The sequence below is a fragment of the Brachybacterium sp. genome, assembly GCF_036379615.1.
GTDB lineage: Bacteria > Actinomycetota > Actinomycetes > Actinomycetales > Dermabacteraceae > Brachybacterium.
The window spans coordinates 1-26430 of sequence record NZ_DASVGJ010000029.1 but is presented as its reverse complement, the minus strand read 5'-3'; the positions used below and the strand labels follow the sequence as shown (position 1 = coordinate 26430).

Annotated in this window: 28 protein-coding genes; 23 read left to right on the top strand and 5 right to left on the bottom strand. The window is 71.9% G+C overall.

Annotation, left to right across the window (positions count from 1 at the left end; genetic code table 11):
- From VF289_RS05220 to VF289_RS05200, 5 genes are all read left to right on the top strand, one after another.
- Positions 1-278: DUF2469 domain-containing protein (locus VF289_RS05220; RefSeq protein ID WP_330881802.1), on the top strand; the 278-nt coding region annotated here is incomplete at its 5' end.
- A gap of 110 nt (positions 279-388) precedes the next feature.
- Positions 389-859 carry a YraN family protein gene (locus VF289_RS05215; protein WP_330881800.1) on the top strand — a complete coding sequence of 157 codons (471 nt, stop codon included), beginning with the start codon at positions 389-391 and terminating at the stop codon, positions 857-859.
- Positions 859-2400 carry a YifB family Mg chelatase-like AAA ATPase gene (locus tag VF289_RS05210; RefSeq protein WP_330881798.1) on the top strand — a complete coding sequence of 514 codons (1542 nt, stop codon included), beginning with the start codon at positions 859-861 and terminating at the stop codon, positions 2398-2400. Before VF289_RS05215 ends, VF289_RS05210 begins: the two co-directional genes overlap by 1 nt.
- On the top strand, positions 2397-3659 hold the full coding sequence (gene dprA, locus VF289_RS05205; protein WP_330881796.1) for a DNA-processing protein DprA: 1263 nt from the start codon (positions 2397-2399) through the stop codon (positions 3657-3659). Before VF289_RS05210 ends, dprA begins: the two co-directional genes overlap by 4 nt.
- 39 nt (positions 3660-3698) lie before the next feature.
- Positions 3699-4646, top strand: a complete 948-nt coding sequence (locus tag VF289_RS05200; protein WP_330881794.1) for a tyrosine recombinase XerC — start codon at positions 3699-3701, stop codon at positions 4644-4646.
- Between the two features lie 34 nt (positions 4647-4680).
- Here the strand turns inward: VF289_RS05200 and VF289_RS05195 are convergent, their stop codons facing one another.
- Positions 4681-5385, bottom strand: a complete 705-nt coding sequence (locus VF289_RS05195) for a M23 family metallopeptidase (protein ID WP_330881792.1) — start codon at positions 5383-5385, stop codon at positions 4681-4683.
- Between the two features lie 440 nt (positions 5386-5825).
- Between VF289_RS05195 and rpsB the strand changes: the two genes are divergently transcribed.
- The 12 genes from rpsB (at position 5826) to VF289_RS05135 (ending at position 17350) form a co-directional block, all read left to right on the top strand.
- Positions 5826-6758 carry a 30S ribosomal protein S2 gene (gene rpsB, locus VF289_RS05190; RefSeq protein ID WP_330881791.1) on the top strand — a complete coding sequence of 311 codons (933 nt, stop codon included), beginning with the start codon at positions 5826-5828 and terminating at the stop codon, positions 6756-6758.
- Between the two features lie 103 nt (positions 6759-6861).
- On the top strand, positions 6862-7686 hold the full coding sequence (gene tsf / locus VF289_RS05185; protein WP_330881789.1) for a translation elongation factor Ts: 825 nt from the start codon (positions 6862-6864) through the stop codon (positions 7684-7686).
- 135 nt (positions 7687-7821) lie between these two features.
- Complete coding sequence (pyrH, locus tag VF289_RS05180) at positions 7822-8574, top strand: UMP kinase (protein WP_330881787.1); 753 nt, start codon at positions 7822-7824, stop codon at positions 8572-8574.
- A gap of 136 nt (positions 8575-8710) precedes the next feature.
- Positions 8711-9277, top strand: a complete 567-nt coding sequence (frr, locus tag VF289_RS05175; protein WP_330881785.1) for a ribosome recycling factor — start codon at positions 8711-8713, stop codon at positions 9275-9277.
- Between the two features lie 73 nt (positions 9278-9350).
- Positions 9351-10289 carry a phosphatidate cytidylyltransferase gene (locus tag VF289_RS05170; protein ID WP_330881783.1) on the top strand — a complete coding sequence of 313 codons (939 nt, stop codon included), beginning with the start codon at positions 9351-9353 and terminating at the stop codon, positions 10287-10289.
- Positions 10286-11578 (top strand): 23S rRNA (adenine(2503)-C(2))-methyltransferase RlmN, encoded by a 1293-nt coding sequence (rlmN, locus tag VF289_RS05165; RefSeq protein WP_330881781.1) that lies wholly within the window; start codon positions 10286-10288, stop codon positions 11576-11578. The genes VF289_RS05170 and rlmN overlap by 4 nt, the downstream gene beginning before the upstream one ends.
- A gap of 17 nt (positions 11579-11595) precedes the next feature.
- Positions 11596-11955, top strand: coding sequence for a DivIVA domain-containing protein (locus tag VF289_RS05160; protein ID WP_330881779.1), 360 nt, complete (start codon positions 11596-11598; stop codon positions 11953-11955).
- Between the two features lie 129 nt (positions 11956-12084).
- Positions 12085-12633 carry a DivIVA domain-containing protein gene (locus VF289_RS05155; protein ID WP_330881777.1) on the top strand — a complete coding sequence of 183 codons (549 nt, stop codon included), beginning with the start codon at positions 12085-12087 and terminating at the stop codon, positions 12631-12633.
- Positions 12630-13835 (top strand): 1-deoxy-D-xylulose-5-phosphate reductoisomerase, encoded by a 1206-nt coding sequence (gene dxr, locus VF289_RS05150; protein ID WP_330881775.1) that lies wholly within the window; start codon positions 12630-12632, stop codon positions 13833-13835. The genes VF289_RS05155 and dxr overlap by 4 nt, the downstream gene beginning before the upstream one ends.
- A 3-nt stretch (positions 13836-13838) precedes the next feature.
- Positions 13839-15182: a site-2 protease family protein gene (locus VF289_RS05145; RefSeq protein ID WP_330881773.1), complete on the top strand. Its 1344-nt coding sequence runs from the start codon at positions 13839-13841 to the stop codon at positions 15180-15182.
- Positions 15183-15331: 149 nt separating this feature from the next.
- Positions 15332-16492, top strand: coding sequence for a flavodoxin-dependent (E)-4-hydroxy-3-methylbut-2-enyl-diphosphate synthase (gene ispG, locus VF289_RS05140; RefSeq protein WP_330881772.1), 1161 nt, complete (start codon positions 15332-15334; stop codon positions 16490-16492).
- 6 nt (positions 16493-16498) lie between these two features.
- A complete protein-coding gene (locus VF289_RS05135) occupies positions 16499-17350 on the top strand; it encodes a GNAT family N-acetyltransferase (protein ID WP_330881770.1) in 852 nt (283 codons plus the stop codon).
- Positions 17351-17403: 53 nt separating this feature from the next.
- Here the strand turns inward: VF289_RS05135 and VF289_RS05130 are convergent, their stop codons facing one another.
- Entirely contained in the window at positions 17404-17910 is a 507-nt protein-coding gene (locus VF289_RS05130) for a class I SAM-dependent methyltransferase (protein WP_330881768.1), read from the bottom strand.
- A complete protein-coding gene (locus tag VF289_RS05125) occupies positions 17894-18055 on the bottom strand; it encodes a hypothetical protein (protein WP_330881766.1) in 162 nt (53 codons plus the stop codon). Before VF289_RS05125 ends, VF289_RS05130 begins: the two co-directional genes overlap by 17 nt.
- 73 nt (positions 18056-18128) lie before the next feature.
- On the opposite strand from VF289_RS05125, the gene VF289_RS05120 reads away from it, so the two are divergent.
- Entirely contained in the window at positions 18129-18698 is a 570-nt protein-coding gene (locus VF289_RS05120) for an AAA family ATPase (RefSeq protein WP_330881764.1), read from the top strand.
- A 13-nt stretch (positions 18699-18711) separates the two neighbouring features.
- On the opposite strand, the gene VF289_RS05115 is transcribed toward VF289_RS05120, so the two are convergent.
- Positions 18712-20118 (bottom strand): hypothetical protein, encoded by a 1407-nt coding sequence (locus VF289_RS05115; RefSeq protein WP_330881762.1) that lies wholly within the window; start codon positions 20116-20118, stop codon positions 18712-18714.
- A 103-nt stretch (positions 20119-20221) separates the two neighbouring features.
- Here VF289_RS05115 and VF289_RS05110 point away from each other — a divergent pair, with 103 nt between their 5' ends.
- Positions 20222-22006, top strand: coding sequence for a proline--tRNA ligase (locus VF289_RS05110; protein ID WP_330881760.1), 1785 nt, complete (start codon positions 20222-20224; stop codon positions 22004-22006).
- Positions 22007-22008: 2 nt separating this feature from the next.
- On the opposite strand, the gene VF289_RS05105 is transcribed toward VF289_RS05110, so the two are convergent.
- Complete coding sequence (locus VF289_RS05105) at positions 22009-23100, bottom strand: DUF4439 domain-containing protein (protein WP_330881758.1); 1092 nt, start codon at positions 23098-23100, stop codon at positions 22009-22011.
- Between the two features lie 146 nt (positions 23101-23246).
- Here VF289_RS05105 and rimP point away from each other — a divergent pair, with 146 nt between their 5' ends.
- The 4 genes from rimP to VF289_RS05085 all read left to right on the top strand — a co-directional run.
- Positions 23247-23870 (top strand): ribosome assembly cofactor RimP, encoded by a 624-nt coding sequence (rimP, locus tag VF289_RS05100; protein WP_330881756.1) that lies wholly within the window; start codon positions 23247-23249, stop codon positions 23868-23870.
- 1 nt (position 23871) lies between these two features.
- Positions 23872-24858 carry a transcription termination factor NusA gene (gene nusA / locus VF289_RS05095; RefSeq protein WP_330881754.1) on the top strand — a complete coding sequence of 329 codons (987 nt, stop codon included), beginning with the start codon at positions 23872-23874 and terminating at the stop codon, positions 24856-24858.
- A 138-nt stretch (positions 24859-24996) separates the two neighbouring features.
- The gene (locus VF289_RS05090) at positions 24997-25302 is read left to right on the top strand and encodes a YlxR family protein (protein ID WP_330881752.1); all 306 of its coding nucleotides are present in this window, start codon (positions 24997-24999) and stop codon (positions 25300-25302) included.
- Positions 25303-25397: 95 nt separating this feature from the next.
- Positions 25398-26430: translation initiation factor IF-2 N-terminal domain-containing protein (locus VF289_RS05085; RefSeq protein WP_330881751.1), on the top strand; the 1033-nt coding region annotated here is incomplete at its 3' end.

Below are 26430 nucleotides of genomic sequence, written 5' to 3'. Positions count from 1 at the left end.
ACGAGTCCGATCTCGAACTCCAGCTGTTCCGCGAGTATCGCGACGTGGTCAGCCTGTTCACCTACGTGATCGAGACGGAACGCCGCTTCTACCTCGCCAACCAGGTGGACCTGCAGGTCCGTTCCGGTGGGGGAGAGGTCTTCTACGAGCTGCGGCTCGCGGACGTCTGGGTGTGGGACATCTACCGCTCCAACCGCTTCGTGCGCTCGGTGCGGGTGGTGACGTTCAAGGACGTGAACATCGAGGAGCTCAACAAGCAGGACATCTCCCTGCCCTGAGCCACGGGCGCAGCCCACGGTGACCGCGCACCGTTCCTCCACAGCGTCCGGTCATCCCCACACCGGAGGGTGCGGTTCCCCCCGGGCTGATCTCCGGCAAGGCTGGCCGCATGAACAGCCTCGCCGCCTCCCCGGAACCTCCGCCCGCTCAGCACCTGCCCGGAACGGCCGCGCAGCCCCCGATGTCGGGTCCGGTCGCGGTCCCGGACCGGCGGACGGTGCGCGCGATGTCGACCCGCGAGCTCGGCGCGGCCGGGGAGGACCTCGCTGCAGCCCACCTCCTCGCCTGCGGCTGGCAGATCGTGGAGCGCAACCTCCGGCTCCGCCAGGGCGAGCTCGACATCGTCGCCCTGGCCCACACCACGCTCGTCTTCGTCGAGGTCAAGACCCGCAGATCCTTCGTCACCGGGGTCCCCCAGGCGGCGGTGACCCCCGCCAAGCTGCGGCGGCTGCGCCGGCTGGCGGGGGAGTACCTGATGGAGCGCTCGACCCCGCACCGTGACGTCCGGATCGACGTGATCGGCGTCCATGCGCACCCGGAGGGCACCTTCTCGCTCGAGCACCTCGAGGCGGTCTCCTGATGGGCCAGGCACGCACCCTCTCGGTCAGCCTCGCCGGCCTCGAGGGGACCCTGGTGGAGGTCGAGGCGGACGTCGCCCAGGGACTGCCGGCCTTCACCCTGGTCGGTCTCCCCGACTCCAGCACGCTCCAGGCGCGCGAACGGGTGCGGGCCGCAGCCGGTCGCAGCGGTGCCACTCTGGCCCAGCGCCGGATCACGGTGAACCTCAGCCCGGCATGGAGGCCGAAGCACGGCTCCGGCTTCGACCTCGCGATCGCGATGGCCGTGCTCGATGCCCAGGGTGTGCTCCTCATCCACGTGCCCTCGGACCTCGTGCTGCTGGGCGAGCTGGGCCTGGACGGCAGGGCGCGCCCCGTCCCCGGAGTGCTCCCGGCACTGCTCGCCGCCCGGGCCCACGGCATCACCCGCGCGGTGGTCCCGGCCGAGAACCTGCGCGAGGCGCAGCTGGTGGACGGGCTCGAGGTCGACGGCATCCAGGACCTCACCGAGCTCCTGCATCGCTTCGGAGCCGATGTTCCGCCCGCCCCGACCCGCGCACCGTCGGTGACGGCATCCGGCGGACCGACGGCGCCGCGCGCAGCGCGAGAACTCCTCGACTTCGCCGACGTCATGGGGCAGGCGCAGGCTCGCCAGGCCGCCGAGGTCGCCGCCGCCGGGGCGCACCATCTGCTGCTGAGCGGACCCCCGGGGGCCGGCAAGACCATGATCGCCGCCCGGATCCCCGGCATCCTCCCGCCGCTCGGGAGCGAGGACTCCCTCACCGTCTCCGCCATCCACTCGCTCGCGCAGAACTTCGAGGCAGGCTCCGGTCTGCTGCGCATTCCTCCCTTCGAGGACCCGCACCACACCGCCTCCACCGCCGCGATCGTCGGCGGCGGATCCGGACTCGCACGACCCGGAGCGATCTCCCGAGCGCACTGCGGTGTGCTGTTCCTCGACGAGGCACCCGAGTTCCCCTCTCGGGTGCTGGAGGCCCTGCGCGAGCCTCTTGAGACAGGGGACATCACCCTCCATCGCTCCCGCGGCGTCACCCGCTACCCCGCCCGCTTCCAGCTGGTCCTCGCCGCCAACCCCTGCCCCTGCGGCCAGGCGTACGGGAAGGGGGACCGCTGCACCTGCACGCCCCTGCAGCGTCGCCGCTACCTGGCCCGGCTCTCCGGACCGGTGCTGGACCGCGTGGACATGCGGGTGAGCGTGGGGCCGGTCGACATCCACCGCGTCGACGACAGCGGCGCCGAGCCCACCGCAGCGATCGCCGCCCGGGTGCGCCGGGCGCGGGAGAGCCAGCGCCGACGCTTCGAAGGCCGGACGTGGAGCACCAACGCCCACCTGCCCGGCCCCCTCCTGCGCCGCGAGTTCGCCCCGGAGCGCTCCGAACGCCGGCTGCTCGACCACGCCGTCGCGCAGGGCCGCCTCACCCTGCGCGGTCACGACCGGGTGCTGCGCCTGGCCTGGACGCTCGCCGACCTCGCCGGAGCTGAGCGCCCCGCCGCCGAGCACATAGGCCAAGCCCTCACCCTGCGCGAAGGAGAACCCCGATGACCACCCCGCCCCCTGCGTCCCCCACACCACCGCCCACCGGCCGCGAGCACCCGGCGGAGACCGACCGCGATGCCGTGGAATCGGATCGCATCGCACGGATCACCTGGTCCCTGATCGCCGAGCCGTCCGATGCGGCCGCGCTCCTGGCCACCACCGTCCTGGGTCCCGCGCGTGCGCTCGACCTGGTCCGACGGCGGGATCTGGACGGGCTGCTGAGCGCGCTCGACGGAGGGCCCCCTCGTCAGGGATCCGATCCCCTCGCCGGATCAGCGACCGATCGGATGTCACACGCCATCGATCGATGGTCGCGGCGACTGGGAAGGGTCTGCGTCGATGCCGTCCGCGAGGAGGCGGGGCGACGAGGGATCCGCATCATCACCCCGCACGACGCTGAATGGTCCCCGCTCCTGGACGACCTGCAGGAGACCGCTCCGCACTGCCTGTGGGCGCAGGGACCGGGCCGCCTCGACGCCCTGACGGGGCCGCGCACGATCTCCCTGGTCGGCTCCCGTGCCTCGACGCCTTACGGGGAGGACACGGCCTCCACGATGGCGGCGTCCTTCGCCTCCGGGGGCGGCAGCGTGGTCTCCGGCGGTGCCTATGGCATCGACGCGGCAGCTCACCGGGGGGCTTTGGCGGCCGCCGGAGGCGCCACCCTCGCGATCCTCGCCGGCGGTCTCGACCGCCTCTACCCGCGCGGGAACAGTCGCCTGCTCGAGACCATCGGAGCGCGGCACCTGCTGGTCAGCGAGGCCCCGCCGGGTACGGCGCCGACCCGGTGGCGGTTCCTCGCCCGCAATCGTCTGATCGCTGCACTGTCCCGGGCGACCGTCGTGGTCGAGGCATCGTGGCGCTCCGGCGCGTTGTCCACGGCGCGCCTGGCAGATCAGCTCTCACGACCCGTCGGCGCCGTGCCCGGCCCGGTCACCTCCGCAGCGAGTGCCGGCTGCCACCGGCTGGTCCGCGAGCGCGGAGCCGTGCTCATCACCGAGCCCGCCGAGCTGCTGGACCTGCTCCCGGGCGGACCCTCGGCGGGGGAGAGCGGCTTCGCCGTCCAGGACGAGCTGGATCTGCTGGCTCCGCCGGATCGCCGGGTGCTCGATGCGGTCCCGCCCCGCTCGAGCATCACGGAGACCCGGCTGGCCGACGACATCGGTTTCCGGGACGTGGATGTGGCAGCGGCTCTCGCGCGACTGGAACTGCTGGGCCTGGTGGTGCGCACCGCAGAGCGTGTGCGACGCGCCCGTCCCACCTCCTGACGGCGTCGAGCCGACCCGGCGATGCGGGACACTGGGGTCATGAGCACCCAGCGGGAGCGCGCGGACGCGGCCGTCGTCGATGCCTACGCCGAGCATCTCCGCCTCGAACGCGGGAGATCGGAGCACACGGTGCGGGCCTACCGCCGTGAGGCGATCGGGCTCCTCGAGCACCTCCGTTCCGTCGAACGCATCGAGGTGGAGGAGCTGGATGTGACCGCACTGCGCTCCTGGCTCGGCGAGCGGGCTGAGTCCGGCGCGAGCAGCGGCACGCTCGCTCGCTCCGCGGCATCGGCACGCACGTTCACGACCTGGCTGGCCACCACGGGACGCATCCCCCATGACGTCGGCGGGCGGCTCCGCGCCCCCCGTCGCGGTCGGCACCTCCCCACCGTGCTCAGCGGTGACCAGGCCGGTGCCCTGCTCGACGGGCTGGACCCAGCTGCGAGGACGTCCCCGATCGACCAGGCCGTGCTGCTGCGCGACGCCGCCGTGCTCGAGCTGCTCTATTCCTCCGGGCTGCGGGTCTCCGAGCTGGTCGCCCTGGACTCTGCCGGCATCGACCACAGCCAGGGCACTGTCCGCGTCCGGGGCAAGGGGGACAAGGAGAGGATCGTGCCCGTGGGGGCACCCGCGTTGGAGGCCGTGCGACGGTGGGAGTCCGAGGGCCGCCCGATCCTGCAGGAGAACCTCGCGAGCACGGCACGCGCCGACGGCGCACTCTTCCTCGGGGTCCGGGGCGGGCGCCTGGGGGACCGTGCCGTCCGCACGCTGGTGGATCGCCATGCCGGTGAGGCCGGCATCCCCCGGCACATCTCCCCGCATACATTGCGGCACAGTGCGGCGACGCATCTCGTCGAGGGCGGCGCCGACCTGCGCAGCGTGCAGGACTTCCTCGGCCACTCCTCCCTCGCGACCACGCAGATCTACACCCACGTCAGCGCGGAACGCCTGCGCAGGACCGTCGACCAGGCGCATCCTCGCGCCTGAGCACGGGGGTCGATCGCGCGCACCCGGGAGGGACTCAGGCCGAGGTCGCCCACCGGGCCCCCTGCCCGGTGCCGGACGGGATCAGGACCCTGAGCGGCGCCGGCGCCGACTGACCTGCCGCGGCTCCGGGCGCTGCGATCGGGTCCGGGGCGCCGGCGGTCGCTCCCGCGGCGTCGCCCCAGGGCAGCAGGACGCTCGGGCCGCGCCCGCCCAGCAGCAGGAGCGGGTCCACGTATGCCTCGCCGCGCCGGGCACCGAGGTGCAGGCAGAGCGCTCCGGGGCAGTGGGAGGTCTCGGCGGCCGGCTCGATCACCCCCAGCACATCGCCCGCGGAGACGGCGCTGCCCTCCTCGAGGTCGCCGCTCACGGGCTCGTAGGTCGAGATCAGTCCGTCGGCATGCTGGACGGAGACCACTCCGCGCCCCGCCACGTCCCCGCTGAACCTCACCGTGCCCGCCTCCACCGCGCGCACCGGAGCGTCAGCTGACCGGACGGCGATGTCGATCCCGCGATGCCCCGGCCCGTAGGGGTTCTCCGGCGCGTCGAAGGGTGCCACCACCTCATGGGGCGGCGGCAGCGGCCACTGCCAGCGGGCCCCGTCGGCCTGCGCGCGCCCGGCCGGCCCCGACACCAGCAGCAGGAGGGGCAGCGCAAGCAGCAGCAGGCGAAGCGCGAGGATCGCCGTGGACGACGGAGGAGGGGCAGGAGGGGCGGCCGAGGGGCAGGACATGGACGCCATGCTCCGGCATCGTCGCCGTGGTCGGTGCGCCGCCGGCACCGGCGGTGGACGACCCGGCCCTGGGGAGGAACAGTCGGTCTGGAGCGGAGGCCGCAGCTCCCGCGGTCGTCCCCGAGCGTGGTCCCTGGGCGGCGGCCTCGGCACGTCTCCCGCGGGGTGACGCACGCCGCGCTGTTCGGGCCCCCGGCGTCCGATATGCTGTTCCCAGCATCCGGTCCGTCCGGATGACTTCGCGTGCCCACCAGGGCTCGCCGACCACCGGTCCTCGGCACCTCCCGCACCTCGCGTGCGGGATCCACCGGGGCGGTCGGCTCCCGGGCACCAGGCCTCGCACCGACCGGTGGCGGGGGAACAACCGAGAATGCAGGTCCTGCGCGATGACCGCGGACGCCCACGGGCGCGCCGTGCGAGCCCAGGGCCGGAGAACAGAGGACACCATCATGGCAGTCGTCACCATGCGCCAGCTCCTGGAGAGCGGCGTCCACTTCGGTCACCAGACCCGTCGCTGGAACCCGAAGGTCCGTCGCTTCATCTTCACCGAGCGCAACGGCATCTACATCGTCGACCTCATGCAGACCTTGACGTACATCGACAAGGCCTATGACTTCGTCAAGCAGACGGTCGCCCACGGCGGCACCATCCTGTTCGTCGGCACCAAGAAGCAGGCGCAGGAGTCCGTCCAGGAGCAGGCCACCCGCGTGGGCATGCCCTTCGTGAACCAGCGCTGGCTGGGCGGCATGCTCACCAACCTGCAGACGGTCTCGCAGCGCGTGAACCGCCTCAAGGAGCTCGAGCAGATCGACTTCGAGGATGTGGCCTCCTCCGGCCGCACCAAGAAGGAGCTGCTGATGATGCGCCGCGAGAAGGACAAGCTGGAGAAGACCCTCGGCGGCATCCGCGACATGGGCAAGGCACCGTCGGCCCTGTGGATCGTGGACACCAACAAGGAGCACCTGGCCGTCGACGAGGCGCAGAAGCTCGGCATCCCGGTCGTCGCGATCCTGGACACCAACTGCGATCCCGACGAGATCACCTACCCGATCCCCGGCAACGATGACGCGATCCGCTCCGTCACGCTGCTGACCCGGGTCATCGCCGACGCGGTGGCCGCTGGTCTGCAGGAGCGCCACGCCAAGTCCACCGGCGGCGAGAAGAACGTCTCGGCCGTCGACGCCGAGCCGCTGGCCGAGTGGGAGCAGGAGCTGCTCAAGCAGTCCGAGGTCCAGCAGCAGGACGCCCCCGCCGAGGAGTCCGTCGCCGCTGCCGAGGAGACCCCCGCCGAGGAGACCCCTGCCGAGGAGACCGCCGCAGCGGAGACCCCCGCCGCGGAGTCCACCGAGGAGAAGTCCTCCGAGGCCCCCGCCGCCGAGTGACCCGTGGACCCGGGAGTGCGCACTGGCGCTCCCGGGTCCCTCCACGGGGAGGCGCACCCCGCCTCCCTCCCCTCCCGCAGCAGCTCCCACAAGGAAGAGGAACATGGCTAACTACACGGCAGCAGACATCAAGGAGATCCGCGAGTCCACCGGCGCGGGCATGCTCGACGTCAAGAAGGCGCTCGACGAGGCGAACGGCGACAAGGCCAAGGCCGTGGAGCTGATCCGCGTCAAGGGTCTGAAGGGCATCGCCAAGCGCGAGGGGCGCACCGCCTCCGAGGGCCTCATCGCCGTCGACATCCGTGACGGCGAGGGCGGCCAGACCGGCACCCTGGTCGAGCTCAACTCCGAGACCGACTTCGTGGCCAAGAACGACAAGTTCGTCGCCCTGGGCGACGAGGCCGTCGCCGCGGTCGTCGAGTCCGGCGCGAGCGAGCCCGAGGAGCTGGCGGCGACCCCGTTCGGCGAGGCGCTCACGAACGCCGGCGCCACCATGGGTGAGAAGATCCTGGTGCGTCGCATCGGCCGCGTCTCCGGCGAGGTCGTCTCCGAGTACATGCACCGCACCAACAAGGACCTGCCCCCGCAGGTCGGCGTGCTGGTCGCGACCGACAAGGCCGGCGCCGAGGTGGCCCGTGACGTCGCGATGCACATCGCCGCGTTCACCCCGGCCTTCCTCTCGCGCGAGGAGGTCCCCGAGGAGACCGTCGCCGAGGAGCGTCGCATCGCCGAGGAGACCGCGAAGAACGAGGGCAAGCCCGAGAAGGCGCTGCCCAAGATCATCGAGGGTCGTCTGAACGGCTTCTTCAAGGAGAACTGCCTCCTGGACCAGGCGTTCGCCAAGGACACCAAGAAGTCCGTCGGTCAGGTCGTCGAGGAGGCCGGCGGCACCGTCACCGGGTTCCTCCGCTTCCGCGTCGGCAGCTGACACCCCTCGGGGACGGTCCCGACGGACCGGCCTCGACCGGCGGCGCGTGAGCGTCGCCACCGCCCTGCGGCCCCGCACCATCGGTGCGGGGCCGCAGCGGTATCATCGCCGAGGACCCAGTGCGGAAGGACCGACATGACCCAGACGTTCACGTCACCGATTCCTGTTCTCCCCCAGCCCGAGGACGGACGTCGAGTCCTTCTCAAGCTCTCGGGCGAAGCCTTCGGCGGAGGCGCCGTCGGCGTCGACCCCGATGTGGTCTCCCGGATCGCGGGGGAGATCGCCGAGGGGGTGGCACAGGGCGTCGAGTGCGCCATCGTCGTCGGCGGAGGCAACTTCTTCCGCGGAGCAGAGCTCTCCCAGCGCGGCATGGATCGTCGGCGCGCCGACTACATGGGCATGCTCGGCACCGTGATGAACTGCCTCGCCCTGCAGGACTTCCTCGAGCAGCGTGGCATCTCCACGCGTGTGCAGACCGCCATCGAGATGGGACAGGTCGCCGAGCCCTACATCCCGCTGCGCGCGGTGAGGCACCTCGAGAAGGGGCGCGTGGTCATCTTCGGCGCCGGAGCCGGCATGCCCTACTTCTCCACCGACACCGTCGCCGTGCAGCGCGCGCTCGAGATCGGCTGCGAAGAGGTGCTGATGGCCAAGAACGGTGTGGACGGGGTCTACGACTCCGATCCGCGCACCAACCCCGATGCGACGAAGCTCGACCACGTCACCTATGAGGACGCCCTGGTCCGGGGCCTGAAGGTCGTCGACTCGACCGCCTTCAGCCTGTGCATGGACAACGCGCAGCAGATGATGGTCTTCGGCCTCGACGCCCCCGGGAACATCACCCGCGCCATGCGCGGCGACCGGATCGGCACCGTCGTCACCAAGTGACCGGAGATCCTCCTCCGGCGCCCTGTCGGAGGAGCGGATCCCGCCGAAGCCCGGCCCGGACCAGACCCCTTCCCGCTCGTCCTTGACGATGCGGGACAATGGACACGAACACCCACCCTGAACCGAGGAGCACCCCGTGAGTGACGACACCCCGAGCATCCTGAAGGACGCGGAGGCCAAGATGACGAAGTCCGTCGAGGTCACCAAGGAAGAATTCACCGCGATCCGCACCGGCCGTGCGACCGCCGCGATGTTCCAGGGCATCACCGTCGAGTACTACGGTGCGCCCACCCCCCTGAACCAGCTGGCGTCCCTGCAGTTCCCCGAGGCCCGCACCGTCGTCGTCACGCCCTACGACAAGTCCGCGATGACCGGCGTCGAGACGGCCCTGCGGGAATCGGACCTGGGCGTGAACCCCACCAACAACGGCGACACCCTGCGCGTGGTGCTCCCGGCGCTCACGGAGGAGCGTCGCAAGGACTACGTGAAGCTCGCCCGCACCAAGGCGGAGGACGGCCGTGTCTCCGTGCGCGCCTCTCGCGGCAACGCGAAGAAGGCGATCGAGAAGCTGGTCAAGGACAAGGAGATCGGCGAGGACGAGGGCACTCGCGCGGAGAAGGAGCTCGAGGCGCTCACCAAGCGGTACATCGAGCAGGTGGACGAGGCTCTCGGCCTCAAGGAGACCGAGCTCGAGACCGTCTGAACCTCCTCCAGGAGCGCAGAGACCAGGAGCGCAGAACCCTGCACCGCAGACACGGATCCCGCGGGCCGACCACGTGAGCACGGAACCGACGGCCTCGGGGCCGACGACCTCCGGGGGGACGACCGCCTCGAGCACGCTCGAGGCGGTCGCGGGTGCGCCGGTGACCGGGGCACCGCCCGTGGTCGAGCCCGAGCATGCCAAGCGACGTGGCGCCGGCCGGAACCTCCCCGCGGCGATCGCCGTCGGAGCGGGGCTCGGGGGCCTGCTGATCGTGGCGGTGTTCGTGGTGCCGGTCGCCTTCCCGGTGGTGGCCGCGATCGCCATGGTCCTCGCCATGCTCGAGCTGACGCGAGCTCTCAGCCACGCCGGCCTGCAGCTGCCGCCGGTCCCGCTGCTGGTGGGCGTGATCGGGATGGTGGTCTCCACCGTCGTGTTCGGGGCGGAGGGACTGCTGATCTCCACCGCCGCCGCGGTGTGCGTGCTCATCCTGTGGCGGGTCAGCGAGTCGATGGGCCTCAGCGCGCTGCGCGATGTGGCCGGCGGCGTGTTCGCTCTCGCCTGGGTGCCCTTCCTGGGCTGCTTCCTGCTGCTGCTGTTCGCCCGGGAGCAGGGCGAGATGCTGGTGCTGCTGGCAGTGCTCGGACCGGTCGGCAACGACATCGGCGGGTACATCGCCGGGGTGCTGCTGGGCAAGCACCCGATGGCGCCGCGCATCAGCCCCAAGAAGAGCTGGGAGGGGTTCGCGGGCTCGCTCCTGCTGGGGACCGCCGCGGTCACCGCCGTCGGGAGCCTCGCGCTGGACCTGCCCTGGTGGGCCGGAGTCGCGATCGGCGTCGTGCTGGTGCTCGTCTCCACCGGAGGGGACCTCGCCCAGTCCCTGCTGAAGCGAGACCTCGGCATCAAGGACATGGGGCATCTGCTGCCCGGCCACGGGGGAGTGCTGGATCGGGTCGACTCGATCCTGCTCGCCGCCCCCACCACCTACGTCATGCTGGAGGTACTGCTGCCATGAACATTCCCGAGGACCCCACCGATCGAACGGCGGCGCCCACCCCGGTGGCACTGTCGACCAATCCCGATCTCTCCCGCGAGGCGGTGCCGGGACAGAAGGTCGCCCTGGCACCCGGACAGCTCCAGATGCGTCCCTCCCGCCGAGGGAAGCCCCCGGTGCACCTGGCCGACCTCTCGCTGGAGGAGCGGATCGCCGCCGTCGAGGAGATGGGGCTGCCGGGGTTCCGCGCCAAGCAGCTCTCGGTGCACTACTTCGAGCACTTCACCACCGACCCCGACGACCTCACGGACCTGCCCAAGGAGCGTCGCGACGAGCTCGTGGAGAAGTTCTTCCCGCCGCTGCTGACCCAGGTCTCGCGCCAGTCCGCCGATCACGGCGCCACCCAGAAGTTCCTGTGGCAGCTGTTCGACGGGCCCATGGTCGAGTCCGTGCTGATGCGCTACAGCGATCGCAACACGCTGTGCATCTCCTCCGAGGCCGGCTGCGGCATGAACTGCCCCTTCTGCGCGACCGGACAGATGGGACTGACCCGCAACCTCTCCGCCGCCGAGATCCTCGAGCAGGTGCGGATCGCCAACCGGATGCTCGCCCGCGGCGAGCTGCCCGGCGGCACCGGCCGCGTGAACAACATCGTGTTCATGGGGATGGGGGAGCCGCTCGCCAACTACCGTCCCGTGGCGACCGTCTGCCGGCGTCTGAACGCTCCCGCTCCCGAGGGCTTCGGGATGGGTGCCCGGCACATCACCGTCTCCACGGTGGGACTGGCTCCCGCGGTCCGCAAGCTCACCGCGGAGAAGATCCCGGTCACCCTCGCGGTCTCGCTGCATGCCCCCGACGATGCGCTGCGCGACGAGCTGGTGCCGATCAACACCCGTTTCGATGTCGACGAGATCCTCGACGCCGCCTGGGAGTACTTCGAGACCACCGGGCGCCGCGTCAGCATCGAGTACGCGCTGATCCGGGACATCAACGATCAGGCGCACCGCGCCCAGCTGCTCGCCGACCGGCTGATCGCCAAGGGCGGCGCCCACTGGATCCACGTCAACCCCATCCCGCTGAACCCGGTCAAGGGCTCGAAGTGGACGGCCTCGGACCCGCGGGTGGAGAAGCGCTTCGTGGAGATCCTCCGGGACAACGGCATCTCTGCCACGATCCGCGACACCCGCGGCTCTGACATCGACGGCGCCTGCGGCCAGCTCGCCGCCGAGGTCATCGAGTCCGACACCCACCGCGAGGACCGCGAGGCGCGGGTCGCCCGCGTCGAGGCGATCGCCGCGGCCGGCGACTGAGGAACGGGAGAGACACGATGGATGTCCGTTTCACCACCAGCAGGTTCGGTGCCGGATACGACGCGGCCGAGGTCGACGACTTCCTGGACCGCTGCGACCGCGCGCTGGCCGCCGGCGACGGCTCCGTCACCGCGGAGACGGTGCTGGGCGCCCGCTTCACCGAGACCCGGTTCCGGGAGGGTTACGACATGTCCGAGGTGGACGCCTTCCTCGACGACGTCCTCGCGCCGCGCTTCCGCGCTGCCGGCGGAGGCTCAGCGCCCCAGGAGTCCGTCGTCGGCACCGCCGAGGTCCCAGCCGCGGGTCAGGGCCCGGCCCCCGCGCCCCCGCCGACGCAGGAGCGAGGCTTCCTCTCGCGGCTGCTGCGCGGGCGCTGACCGCACGCTCGGCTCCCACCCTCAGGACCCCGCCCACACGGTCCGCCACGCACCCCGCACGCCTCCCCGCTCCATCTCTCCCGCGCCGCTACAGTGGGACCCCGACAGCACCGAGGAAGGACCTACCTGGTGAGCACATCGTTCGAGCGCGTCTCGCGCTTCAGCGTCGGATACGACATGCGCGAGGTCGACGAGTTCCTCTCCCGCGCCCGCAGCGCCTATGAGGGACGTGATCCCTCCTTCAGCGGAGGCGACATCACCGCGGCCAGCTTCGGCACGGAGCGCGGCGGGTACGACATGCGCGTGGTCGACGAGGCGCTGGACCGGCTCTCGGACGCCTTCGCGCTGCAGTCGCGGGACGACGCGATCGCCCAGCACGGCGAGGAGACCTGGGTCGCGCAGCTCACCGAGCGGGCGGAGGTGCTCAAAGAACGCCTCGAACGCCCCGCCGGGGACCGGTTCTCCCCGGCCGCCCAGGGTGAACCGGCCTACGACAAGGCCGACGTCGACGCCCTGTGCGATCAGCTCGTCGCCTACTTCACCGACGGCCACCCGATGAGCGTCGACGATGTGCGTCGCGCCGCCTTCAGCCGCCGCCGTGGACCGGATGGCTACCGCGAGGCCGTGGTCGACGTCTACCTCGATCATGTCGCGGACGTGATGGCCTCCGTGCCGTGACCGGCACCCACGGGCGCCGGCTGGTCCTGCTGGGCGCCACCGGGTCCATCGGCACCCAGGCGCTGGACGTCCTCACCCGGTACCCCGAGGTCGCGCGCCTCCACGGCCTCGCCGTCGGAGGGAGCCGTCCCGAGATCGTCGCCGACCAGGTCCTGGCCCACCGTCCCGAGCGCGTCGTGGTCTCCGATCCCGACCGCGCCGACGCGGTCGAGGCGACCATCGCCAGCGCATGTCGCACGGCAGGTGCATCCATCCCACGTATCGAGGTCGGCCCGGAGGCGGTCACCGATCTCGCCGGAGCGCTCGGGGCGCAGGACGTGGTGCTGAACGCGATCACCGGTTCCGTGGGACTGCTGCCCACGCTCGCCGCTCTCGAATCCGGGGCACGGCTCGCCCTGGCCAACAAGGAATCGCTGGTGGTGGGCGGGCACCTGGTCACCGAGGCCGCAGCCCCCGGACAGGTCCTGCCCGTGGACTCCGAGCACACCGCGATCGCCCAGGCCCTGGCCGGGGTGCGCCACGACCAGATCGACCACCTGGTGGTCACCGCCTCCGGCGGCCCCTTCCGCGGCCGCAGCCGTGATCAGCTCGCCCAGGTCACCCCCGAGCAGGCGCTGGCCCACCCCACCTGGTCCATGGGGCGGGTGATCACCACCAACTCCGCCACCCTGGTCAACAAGGCGCTCGAAGTGATCGAGGCCTGCTTCCAGTTCGATCTCCCGGAGGACCGGGTGCAGGTGGTCGTCCACCCGCAATCGATCGTGCACTCCATGGTCACCCTGGTGGACGGCTCCACCATCGCCCAGGCGAGCCCTCCGGACATGCGTCACGCGATCGGCTGGGCCCTCGCCCACCCGGAGAAGCTGCCCGGCCTCGCCGCGGCGCTGGACTTCACCACCGCGCAGTCCTGGACCTTCGAACCGGTCGACGAGGACACCTTCGACGCGATCGCCCTCGCCCGCGCCGCGCACCGCGAGGGCGGGGGAGCGATGGCCGTCTACAACGCCACGAACGAGGAGGCCGTGGATGCCTTCTTCGCCGGCGATCTCACGTTTCTGGGGATCACTGCGCTGATCCGGGCCGTGCTCGAGCACCCCGAACGCCCCCGCGCCGAGCGGGCGGACGGGGTCGAGGGCCTGCTGGCCGTCGAGGCCTGGGCGCGCCGCACGGCACGGACCCTCATCACCTCTGCGGAGCTCTGAGCCGTGCTGCTGTTCCTCCTCGGCATCCTCGTGATCGCCGTCGGGCTCGCCCTCTCCATCGCTCTGCACGAGGTGGGTCACCTGGTGCCCGCCAAGCTCTTCGGAGTACGGGTCACCCAGTACATGATCGGTTTCGGCCCGACGGTCCTCTCCCGCTCCCGCGGGGAGACGGAGTACGGGCTCAAGGCGATCCCGCTGGGCGGCTACATCCGGATGATCGGCATGTACCCGCCGCACAAGGGGCAGCCCGAGGGCACCATCCGGGAGGACTCCACCGGTCTGCTCCAGCAGATGACCGAGCTCTCCGAGGAGGCCAAGGCCTACGAGTCCGCGCAGTACGGCCCCGAGGAGGCCCACCGCACCTTCGTGGCGCTGTCCGTGCCGAAGAAGCTCGTGGTGATGCTCGGCGGTCCCTTCATGAACCTGCTGATCTCCGTGGTGCTGATGGTGGTGCTGGTCAGCGGCATCGGGCTGCCGTCCGTGACTCCCACCGTGCAGTCCGTCTCCGAGTGCGTGGTCCCTGCCGACGCCCCGGCCGATGTCTCCTGCGAGGGACGCGAGCCCGCCCCCGCGCTCGCGGCGGGGATCCGCCCCGGGGACACTCTCCGCGAGATCGACGGCCAGCAGATCGACCGGTGGTCCGACGTCACCGCTGCAGTGCGCGGCGCAGAGGACCGCACCGTCGAGGTGGTCGTCGAGCGCGACGGCCGGACCCTCCAGCTCGAGGCGACGATGGTCATCGACGCCCGTCCCGTGCTCGACCAGGACGGGTCCGTGGTGCTGGACGGCGACGGCGAGATGGTGACCGAGCAGGTGGGCTTCCTCGGTGTCTCCGGCACCCCCGACCTGGTGCCGCAGTCCCCGGCTGCCGTCCCGGAGATGGCCTGGTCCGCCTTCACCCAGACCGGGACGCTGGTCCTCACCCTCCCCGTGCGCCTGTACGAGGTGGGGGAGGCGGCCTTCGGCAGTGCCGAGCGCGACCCCAACGGTCCTCTCGGCGTCGTCGGCGTCTCCCGCCTGGCCGGGGAAGTCGCCGCCGCCGACCAGCCCGGCTTCGAGCTGCGGGAGAAGACCGGCACCATGATCTCGATGCTCGCCTCGCTGAACATGGCGCTGTTCGTGTTCAACCTGATCCCGCTGCTGCCGCTGGACGGGGGACATGTCGCCGGGGCGCTGCTCGAGGGGGCGCGGCGGATGATCGCCCGGCTGCGGGGCCGGCCCGATCCCGGTCCGGTGGACATGTCCCGCATGCTGCCGCTCACCAATGCGGTGGCCGTCGTGTTCATCCTCATGACCGTCCTGCTGCTGTACGCGGACATCGTCAAGCCGATCACCCTGTTCCCCTGACTCCCGAGCCGGTCGCTCGAGCGGACCGCCCGAGCCGACCGCGCGAGCTCCGGCCACCGGTGGTGCCCTGAGCCACCCCTGAGGTGCAGGAGCGGTGGAGGTGTCGTACCTCGCCTCGCAGTGCCCGGCCGACGAGGCATAATGGAGGGGTGACTTCTGTGAGCCTCGGCATCCCCTCCGTCAAGACTCCGCCGCCGGTCCTCGCGCCGCGACGGAAGACCCGCAAGGTCAAGCTCGGCAACCTCTACGTCGGCGGCGACGCACCGATCACGGTGCAGTCGATGACCACCACCCCGACCCATGACATCAACGCGACCCTGCAGCAGATCGCGGAGCTGACCGCCGCGGGCTGCGACATCGTGCGCGTGGCCTGCCCGCGCCAGGAGGACGCCGACGCTCTCGTGGCCATCGCCGCGAAGTCCCCGATCCCGGTGATCGCCGACATCCACTTCCAGCCCAAGTACGTCTTCGCCGCGATCGAGGCCGGCTGCGCCGGGGTGCGCGTGAACCCCGGCAACATCCGCCGCTTCGACGACCAGGTGAAGGACATCGCCCAGGCCGCCAACGACCACGGCACCGCCCTGCGCATCGGCGTCAACGCCGGCAGCATCGACCAGCGCATGATGACGGGGGACCGTGTCACCCCCGAGGCGCTGGTGGCCTCGGCGAAGTGGGAGGCGTCCCTGTTCGAGGAGCACGGTTTCCACGACTTCGGGATCTCGGTGAAGCACAACGACCCGATCATCATGGTCGAGGCCTATCGCCAGCTCTCCGCGGAGGGTGACTGGCCGCTGCACCTCGGCGTCACCGAGGCCGGACCCGCCTTCCAGGGCACCATCAAGTCCTCCGTCGCCTTCGGCATCCTGCTGGGCGAGGGCATCGGCGACACCATCCGCGTGTCCCTCTCCGCCCCGCCGGTCGAGGAGGTCAAGGTCGGCAACCAGATCCTGCAGTCGCTGAACCTCAAGCCCCGCAAGCTCGACATCGTCTCCTGCCCCTCCTGCGGCCGTGCCCAGGTGGATGTCTACACGCTCGCCGACGAGGTCACCGAGGGGCTCAAGCACCTCGAGGTGCCGCTGCGCGTCGCCGTGATGGGCTGCGTCGTCAACGGCCCCGGCGAGGCTCGCGAGGCTGATCTCGGCGTCGCCTCCGGCAACGGCAAGGGCCAGATCTTCGTCAAGGGCGAGGTCATCAAGACCGTCCCCGAGGCGGACATCGTGCCGACCCTGCTGGCCGAGGCGAACCGTATCGCGGCCGAGATGGGCGAGGACGGGTCCGCGAGCGGTGCCCCCTCCGTATCCGTGAGCTGATCTGCCATGTTCCGGCGCGGAGGGCGGGTCCGAGCGATCCGTCCCGGTGGCATCGAGGCCGCTCTCTCCCTCGCCCTCTCCGAGCCGGCCACCAACGCGCTCGCAGGGGCGCGGCTGCGAGAGCTGGCCCGTTCCGCCGCTCTGGGCCAGGAGTTCTCCCTGGCCGGTGAGGAGCAGCGGCCCGAGGGGCTGCTCTGGCACGGGGTGAACCTCGCCCCGATATCCGCGACCGCGCAGGCGCTCGAGGACTTCGGCCGCCACCAGGCGCACCGGTCACGACGCGCCAGCTCTGTCGCCGGGGAGCGCCGCGCGGTCGAGATCCTCTGGGAGCATCTCGCGCCCTTCTGGGGGGAGGACGTGCGCGAGTATCGCTGGAGCCAGCCGCTGCTGCTGGCCGATGATCCGGACGCTGCGGCGCAGCGCGTCCCGGTCTCGCTGCGCCCTGCCGTCCCCGGTGAGGAGGAGGCGGTGTTCCCTGCCGCCGTGGCGATGTTCCGCGAGGAGGTGGGGGTGGACCCGCTCGCAGGCGACGGCGGCCGCTCCTACCGCGGCCGGATCGCGGAACTGATCAGGCGGCGCCGCACCTACGTGATCATCGAAGGCGGCGAGGTGCTGTTCAAGGCCGATGTCGGCGCGCTGTTCGGCCCTGTCGCCCAGATCCATGGCGTCTGGGTGCGACCCGACCAGCGCGGGAGGGGGATGGGCCGCGCGGGCATGGCGGATCTGGTGCGCCAGGTGCGTCGTGATCACGCGCCGCAGGTCTCCCTCTACGTCAACGACTTCAACGAGCCCGCTCGCCGCGCCTACGACGCGGCCGGCTTCCGTCAGGTCGGCGAGCTCACCACGATCCTGTTCTGAGCGCGAGGATCAGGCGCCGTCGCACTGTCCCCGCGGTCGCAGGGGAGCCGGGATCAGGCAGGGCGATGGGCGGTGAGCACGAACTGCATCGGCACCCGGTCGGGGTCCTCGTGCAGCCGGGAGCCGGGACCGTCCTGCACCATCAGCTCGGGCCACGGGGTCCACGCCGAGAACGGGGTCTCCTCGAAGGAGTCCAGCACCAGCCCGGCGGAGAGCACGGCGGTGAGGATCTCGCCGATCGAGTGGTTCCACTGGTGGTTGACTCCGTGGGCGATCTCCGGGGCGTCCTCGGGCGCCTCGACATAGGTGACGGCGTCGTCCCAGGTCATGGGGAGCTCCCGCTCGAAGTACGGCTGCTCGATCCGCAGGCCCTCGCTCACGTCCTCGCCGATGGTCATGAACATCGGATGGTCATCGCGCAGCAGCACCCGCCCTCCGGGACGCAGCAGGGACGCGACCACGCGGGCCCAGGCGGCGATGTCGGGCAGCCAGCACAGCACCCCGATCGAGGAGTAGACGAGGTCGAAGTCCCCCTCGACCGCCTCACGGGCGTCGTACACGTTCGCCTCGACGTACTCGATCTCCGCCCCGGCGCGCCGGGTCCGAGACCAACTCGTCGATCCCGTACCCGGAGGCCTCGTGCACCGCGGCGCGACCGTCCCAGTTGGCGCGGTTGTCGGCGAACCAGCTCTCGGAGGTGCTCATGCCCGCCACGGTAGGGGGCGGCCGCGACCGCGACCAGGGAAATACCCTGGCGCCTGACCGCTGCTGTTCCGGGATGACCGGAACCGCCTCCGCCCCCGCACCTCGCCTCTACCTGCTCCAGGGTGCCCCGGCCGTCGGCAAGCTGACGCTCGCCCGCGAGATCGAGCGGCGCACCGGCGCGATCGTGGTGGACAACCATCTGGTGAACAACGCGGTGTTCGTGCCGCTGGGCATGGGCCGTGGTGGTGAGGTCGCCCTCGAGGACACCGATGCCCTCCGTGCTCGCGTGCTGGACGTGGTGCTCGAGGCGACCCTCGCCGCCAGCGCCTCGCTGAGCCATGTCTTCACGAACTGGCTGCTCGAGGACCCTGGGAACCACGCGCACGTGGGCCGGCTGCGGGACCTGGCGGCCCGCCGCGGGGCTCGTGTCGTGCCGGTCTGGATGAGCGCCTCCGCCGAGGCGCTCACGGCACGGGTCGCTTCGGCGGGCCGCGCCGAGCGCTCGACGCTGGTGGATCCCGTGATCCTGAGTGAGCCGCTGACCCGGCCGGAGCTCCCTGCTCCACAGGACGCGGTGCTCCTGGATCTCAGCACCACTGCACCGTCAGAGGCGGCCGAGCAGCTGCTGACGCACCTCGCCTGAGCTCGCCGTCGTCTCAGCCCCGGGCGAGCTCGTCGATCGTCAGCAGCACGTTGGCCGCCGTCCAGGCCAGCGGTGCGACGGCGGCGGGACGTCCGTCGAAGAGCACCTTCTCGGGCAGCGACCCCGCCTCGGTACGGTGCCCGGCGAGCCAGGTGAGCACCTCGACCGCCGCGGCGGTCTCGCCCGCCCGGGCCAGGGCCAGACCCAGCAGGCTCGTGGACGGCGTCCAGCTGACCCCGTCCTGACGCCATGCCGCGCCCGGGGCGATGCCGCCGCCGGGCTGCGCCAGCTCGCGGCGCAGGGCGAGCAGCTGCTGCGGCGCGATCACGTCGTGGCAGCCGGTCGCGTCGAAGAAGGCGAGCGCCGAGTCCGCACCGCCCCCGCCGCGATGGCGCTGGTATCCGGCGCGACCGAAGGTCCCCTCGAGCAGGACGGTGAACGTCTCAGCCGCTTCCTGGGCCGAGGCGACCCCGGTGAGCCGGGCGCCGGCACGCAGGCCCGTCAGCGTCGAGGCCATGATCCCGAGCGTCACGGTGCGCTCGCGCACCTCCCAGTAGTCCGGCGAGACCGGTGGCAGCACGGTGCCGCCCCGGGTGTTCGCATGCAGGGCGCTGAGTGATCTCGTGATCAGCAGGGCGAACCGGTCCAGCAGCGCCTCGCGCTCCGCGCCCTCCGCGGCATCGACCACCTCGGAGCAGGCCCACAGCGTGAGCCCGGTCCCGTCGAACTGGCGCGGTCGACCGTCCGGGGCGCGTCCGGTGTCCGGCATGTACCGGGCCTCGAACCAGCCGTCCTCACCCTGCAGGGACTGCAGGTGGGTGAGCGCCGATACGGCGCGCTCCAGGTGGCCCACCCGCGCCAGGGCCACCGCGCAGAACGCGGCATCCCGGGGCCAGATGTACCGCCACGAGGAGCTCCATCCGGCGACCGGGGCGGGCAGCTGGTCCCCGAGCACCCACAGATCGGCGAGCGCGGAGCCCGCCAGGTCCCGCAGCGGCTCGGAGCCGGCATCGGTGCCGGCCAGGTGCTCCCTCCAGTCCTGTGCACGCTCCTCGAAGCGAGCCGCTCTGGCCCGCACGGAGGACGTCGCGGGGAGCGCCGAGGCGAGGCGGGTGCCGGGCTCGACTGCGAACTGCTGTCCGCGACCGCCGACCAGTGCCCGGCGCTCACCGGTATCGTAGGCGACGGTGCCGGACCACAGCGGGATCACGGTGCGCGGATCCGTGCTGGAGGCCGAGGACAGGCGGGTGGCGAGCACCCCTGACCCGAGCGCGCCCGCCGCGACCAGCATCCCGGCGCCGCGCAGCGCCTGGCGGCGGGAGGCGGGTTCGCGCCGGGGCGCGGTCGCCGGCGCGGATTCCGCCGCGGCGGGTCCCGTCGGACCCGGCGCGGGAGCATCCGGTGCGGCTCGGGGAGGCATCGGGCCAGGGTACCGATCTCGCCCAGTACGATGGTGCGACGCGTGCCCCGGTGTCCCCGCCCCGATCCAGCCCGTGTGACCACCCCGTGTGAAAGGCCTGCCCATGATGCGTATGTCCTCGTCCTTCGTCCGCACCCTGCGGGAGGACCCGGCCGACGCCGAGGTCGCGAGCCACAAGCTACTGGTGCGCGCGGGCTACATCCGTCGCAGCGCCGCCGGGGTGTACACCTGGCTGCCGCTGGGGCTGAGGGTGCTGCGCAGGGTCGAGCAGATCGTGCGCGAGGAGCAGGACGCGATCGGTGGCCAGGAGGTGCTGTTCTCGGCGCTGCAGCCCCGCGAGCCCTACGAGAGGACCGGCCGCTGGGAGGACTACGGCCCCAACCTCTTCCGGCTGCAGGACCGCAAGCAGGACGACTATCTGCTCGCCCCCACGCATGAGGAGATGTTCACCCTCACGGTGAAGGACCTCTTCTCCTCGTACAAGGATCTGCCCACGATGCTGTACCAGATCCAGTCCAAGTACCGCGACGAGGCGCGTCCCCGCGCCGGTCTGCTGCGCACTCGCGAGTTCATCATGAAGGACGCCTACTCCTTCGATGTGAGCGACGAGGGTCTGGACGCCTCCTACGAGAAGCAGCGCGTCGCCTACCAGCGCACCTTCGAACGTCTCGGACTGCCCACGGTGATCTGCCGGGCGGACGCCGGCGCCATGGGCGGCTCCCGCTCCGAGGAGTTCCTGCACCCCACGCCCGTGGGGGAGGACACCTTCGTGGTCTCCGACGGCGGCTATGCCGCGAACGTCGAGGCGGTCACCACGCTCGCCCCGCCCGCCCTGGACGAGGCGGCGATCGCCGCTCTGCCGGCGATGCACATCGAGGACACGCCGGGGGCGTCCACGATCGCGAGGCTCACCGACTTCTCGAACCAGGCCTTCCCGGGGAAGGGCCCCATCGCCGATTCGGGGGAGTGGACCCGCTACGAGATGCTCAAGCACCTCGTCTACCTGCTCACCGGACCCGACGGCACCACCGAGCCGCTCGTGATCGCCCTGCCCGGTGACCGCGAGGTCGACGCGAAGCGGCTCGAGGCCGCGGTGGCGCCGGCGATCGCCGTACCCTTCACCGACGCGGACTTCGCGAAGCACCCGGTGCTGAAGAAGGGCTACATCGGCCCCGAGGGCCTCGGCCTGGAGTCCGAGTCCGGGATCCGCTACCTGGTGGATCCGCGAGTGGTGCCCGGGACCTCGTGGGTCGCCGGCGCCGGTGAGAAGGACAAGCACGTCTATGACCTCGTCTTCGGCAGGGACTTCACCGCCGACGGCACCGTCGAGGCGGCGGAGGTGCGCGACGGCGACCCCGCCCCGGACGGCTCCGGCCCGCTGCGCCTGACCCGCGGGATGGAGATGGGCCATATCTTCCAGCTGGGCCGCAAGTACGCCGAGGCGCTGGAGCTGACGGTCCTCGACGAGAACGGCAAGGCCGCGGTGGTGACCATGGGCTCCTACGGCATCGGCGTCACCCGCGCCGTGGCTGCGGTGGCGGAGCTGTGCCATGACGAGAAGGGCCTGGTCTGGCCGCGTCAGCTCGCACCGGCGGACGTGCACATCGTCGCCACCGGCAAGGGGCAGGAGATCTTCGAGGAGGCCGAGCGGATCGCCACGGAGCTCGAGGCCCGCGGCCTCGTGGTCCTGTACGACGACCGGCCCAAGGTCTCCCCGGGCGTGAAGTTCAAGGACGCCGAACTGATGGGTGTGCCCACCTCCGTGGTGGTGGGCCGCAGCCTCGCGAGCGGCGTGGTCGAGGTGCGCGACCGGGCGAGCGGCGAGATCCGCGAGGTCTCCCCGCAGGAGGTCGTGGACGCCGTGGTCGCGGAGGTCCGCGTCGCCTGAGCTCAGTCCGCCGGCGGCGACTCCTCGACCTCGAGGCTGGGCAGGGGCTCCATCGAGTCCACCAGCGGGGCCAGCCGCTCCGCCTCGTCCAGTGCCGCGGCGATCGACAGGGGCCGCCGCTCGAACGGGGCGGCCCCGACCAGGGCGATGTGCGCGATGAGCACTCCCCGGGCGAGCAGGGCCGGCAGCTGCGCGATGGTCTGCGCGTCCAGGGTCCCGCCCGGGACCGGGTAGGCCGCCTGCCGCGGCACGAGCGGGGCGCCGTCCACCTCAGCCACCGACCCCAGCTCCTCGGCGCGCTGGCGATGGAGCTCCGAGAGGTCCAGGTGCTGCTGGCGGAGTTCGTCCTCGACCCGGGCGGCGAGCACCTCGTGGAGGTACCCCGCATACCACTCCTCGAGCTGGGCGCGCTCGAGCGCGGAGTGGTAGTCGGACTCGGCACCGATCGAGGGCGGATCGGTGGCCGGCACCTCCCGGGTCGGCACGAGCTCCTCCGCCGTGGGCGGTGGGGAGGGCCGATCGGTGCCGGTGCTCTCACTCAGCCGCCGCACGATCCAGGCGGTGTGGGCGGCGATCGCGACCGTCGGCCGTGCGAGCGAACCCGAGACCTGTCGCGCCGCGGCGGCGGCGAGGTCGCGCAGCTCGACCAGGGTCGAGACCAGGCCCGGCAGGTCGGTCGGGGCATCCGATGGGGCAGGAGCGGCCGGCCCGTACGCCTGGTCCTCGCCCGCCTCGAGCTCCTTCTCCTGCTGGGCGCCCGTGAGCAGGGCGGTGCGCTGGATCGGCAGCGCGGTGCCGAGCTCGGCGAGTGCCGTGGAGAACACCGGGTCCTCGCCCGAATCCTCGTCGCTCGATCCCCGGTCGGCGGCGATCTGGCCGGTCCCTGCGAGGGCGCGGTCCAGCAGGGCGAGCAGGTCCGTGCGGTAGAGGTCATCGATCCCCGGCGGCGGCGGGGTGTACTCCTCCGGTCCGCCCAGCGCGACCGGCCCGCAGCTCGCCAGCGGCAGCAGCGCGAGCGTCCCCACGGCGGCGCGCAGCAGCGAGCGGCGGGGGAGGTCGGTGGCGGCGAGGGGGCGCTCGGCGGGACGGAACACAGGAGGATTCTCGCATCGCGGCCCCTGATGGCGGCATCGAACGCCTGCGGCCACTATCCTGGGAACATCGGCTCGGGCAGGACCCCGGGCGCCACCGCCGTCCACGACGGCACCAGACACCCATAACGGCAGGAGACGAGCGGGCCATGAGCGCACTCGAGGACCAGACCATCCTGCGGGAGACGGCCACGCGGGTGCTGGATGCCCACGGCCTCGTGCTCGAAGAGGTCGAGATCCGGCGCGGCGGCGGGATGCCCCAGGTGCGGCTGGTCGTCGATCTGCCCGAGGACCAGCTGGGCAGCGCGGATCTCGACACGGTCGCCGAGGCGTCCCGTGCCCTCTCCGAGGCGGTCGACGCCGACGACGCGGTCCTGGGCAGCGACCCGGTCCTGCTCGAGGTCACCACCCCCGGCGTCGAGCGCGAGCTCACGCAGCTGCGCCACTTCCGCCGTTCCCTCGGCAGGCTGCTCACGCTGACCACCGCTGATGGCGCCGACCATCGCGCCCGACTGCTCGCCGTCCAGGGAGAGCAGCTGCGGCTGCGTCAGGAGCCCGGTCGTGACGAGCGGGGCCGTCCGCGGAAGCTGCCGAAGGGCACCAGCGAGCAGCTCGAGCTCGTGATCGCCGACGTCGCCTCCGCCCGGGTCGAGGTCGAGTTCGATCCGCCCGTCGACCTGGCACAGCTGCTCGCCGACGCCGCATCGGACGACCCCACTGCATCGAACCACCCGGCCGGCGAGCACAGCCCGGCCGCTGACAAGGAGAGCTGAGATGGACATCGACATGGGTGCCCTCCGGGCACTGGAGCGGGAGCGCGAGATCAGCCTTCCCGTGCTGCTGGACGCGATCCGCTCGGCGCTCCACGCCGCCTACCTCCACACCGACCACCCGGTCCGGGACTCCGAGGTGCTGATCGACGACAGCACCGGGAAGGTCGCCGTGATCGCGCGCGAGCGCGCTGCGGACGGCACCGTGATCGAGGAGTGGGACGACACCCCCGAGGACTTCGGCCGCGTCGCCGCCTCGACGGCGCGACAGGTCATCTTCCAGCGGATCCGCGATCTGGAGGATGATGCGGTGCTCGGCGAGTACGCCGACCGCGCCGACGACATCGTCTCGGGCATCATCCAGCAGGGACGAGATCCGCGGATGGTGCTCGTCAACCTCGGCGAGGTCGAGGCCGTGCTGCCCCCGCACGAGCGGGTGCCGGGGGAGGACTACTCCCATGGGCGCCGACTGCGCGCCTATGTCACCGAGGCGCGTCGCGGGCCCAAGGGCCCGCAGATCACCCTCTCGCGATCGCATCCGAACCTGGTGCGCCGGCTGTTCTCGCTCGAGGTCCCCGAGGTCGCCGACGGCACCGTCGAGATCGCCGGCCTCGCCCGCGAAGCCGGGCACCGCACGAAGATGGCCGTGTACGCCACCGCTCCCGGGATCAACGCCAAGGGCGCCTGCATCGGCCCGATGGGCGCTCGGGTGCGCTCGGTGATGAACGAGCTGGGCGGCGAGAAGATCGACATCGTCGACTTCGACGAGGACCCCGCGACCTACGTCGCCAACGCGCTCTCGCCCGCGAGGGTCACCAGCGTCACGGTGATCGACGAGGTCGGTCGCGCAGCACGGGCGGTCGTCCCCGAGACGCAGCTGTCCCTCGCGATCGGCAAGGATGGGCAGAACGCACGTCTCGCGGCCAAGCTGACCGGCTGGAAGATCGATATCCGGCCCGAAGGGGCACCGGAGCCCGCACCCGCCGAGTGAGGTGTGGCCCACGCCTCCCCGTTGAGGCCGACGCGGAGCAGGTCCGCTACACTGGCGAGGCTGTTCGCCGAGTGGAGGCGTGGATCGACATCGATCTCGCACCCGCCCGTGCGAAGCGCTCGGATCGGAGGTGGAGGAATGGTCGCCCACTCCTCCCGCCACCGCCCTGAGCGCACGTGCGTCGGCTGCCACCAGGCGGCCCCGCGCGACCGTATGGTGCGTCTGGTCCGGGAGCCCGCTCCCGACGGCGCCGCTCCGCGGGTACGCATCGATCCCTCGGGATCGGCGTCCGGCCGCGGGTCGTGGCTCCACCCGGACGCAGCATGTCTCGAGCTCGCCCTCCGGCGAGGCGGCTTCCCCCGGTCCTTCCGGGGGCCGGTCGATACCGGGTCCCTCGCCCAGGAGCTCGAGAACCCCGATTTCACCCGCACGTGGAACAGGTAGAAGAACCATGGACATCCGATGAGTACTCACCCATGAGCACCCTCAGGAATTAGTGGTCCGAGCCCTCTTGTCGGCCGGACCGAGACAGGAGAAATGTGGCTAAGGTCCGCGTCCACGAGCTCGCCAAGGAGCTCGGACACCCGAGCAAGGTCGTACTGCAGAAGCTGCAGGACATGGGCGAATTCGTTCGTTCCGCCTCCTCGACCATCGAAGCCCCGGTCGCCCGCCGTCTGCGTGAGGAGCTGCCCGCCAAGAGCGGCGGCGATGCTCCCGCGACGAAGAGTGGCACCGGTTCGTCCCCCAAGCCCGCCGGAGCTCCCAGGCCCGGCGGCAGCGCCGCGCCCAAGCCCGGAATGAAGCCGGCGCCCAAGCAGCCCGAGCAGGCCGCTCCGTCGGCTCCGGAGGAGCCCGCTGCTCCCGTAGCGGAGCCGTCGGCACCCGCCGACGCACCGAGCCCCGCCGCGCAGGCTCCGACCTCCGGCGCCCCGGCGCCGAAGCCCGGTGCCGAGAAGCCGGCCGCTGCGGAGGAGTCCGCCGGCGCCGAGAAGCCAGCCGCTGCGGAGAAGACGTCGTCCGCACCGAAGCCCGGCGGGGAGCGGCCCGCTCCGCGCCCGGGTGCAGGTCGGCCCGGCAACAACCCCTTCGCCACCTCGCAGGGCATGCCGCGTCCGGGGGCCCGCAAGCCGGCCCAGGGCGGCGGCAGGCCGCAGCGCGGCGAGGGTGGACCGCGTCCGGGCGGTCCCCGTCCCGGCAACAACCCCTTCGCCACCTCGCAGGGCATGCCCCGCCCCGGGCAGCGCCCGCGCCCGGGTGGCGCCGACCAGGCCGGCAGCCGTCCCGCACGTGAGGGCGGTGCTCCCCGTCCCGGTGGCGCCCCCCGTCCCGGCATGCCCACGCCGGGCATCATGCGCCAGCACTCCAGCGGCGGTCTCGCCGACGCGAACCAGGGCGGCGCGGCCGGTCGTGGCCGCGGCGGTCGACCCGGTCCGGGCGGACGCCCGGGCGGCGGCCCCGGCGGCGGCGGCCCGGCCGGTGGTGGCGGCGGCCCCCGCGGCCGTGGCGGTCGCGGCAGCACGCAGGGTGCCTTCGGGCGCGGCGGCAAGCCGGCCCGCTCGCGCAAGTCGAAGC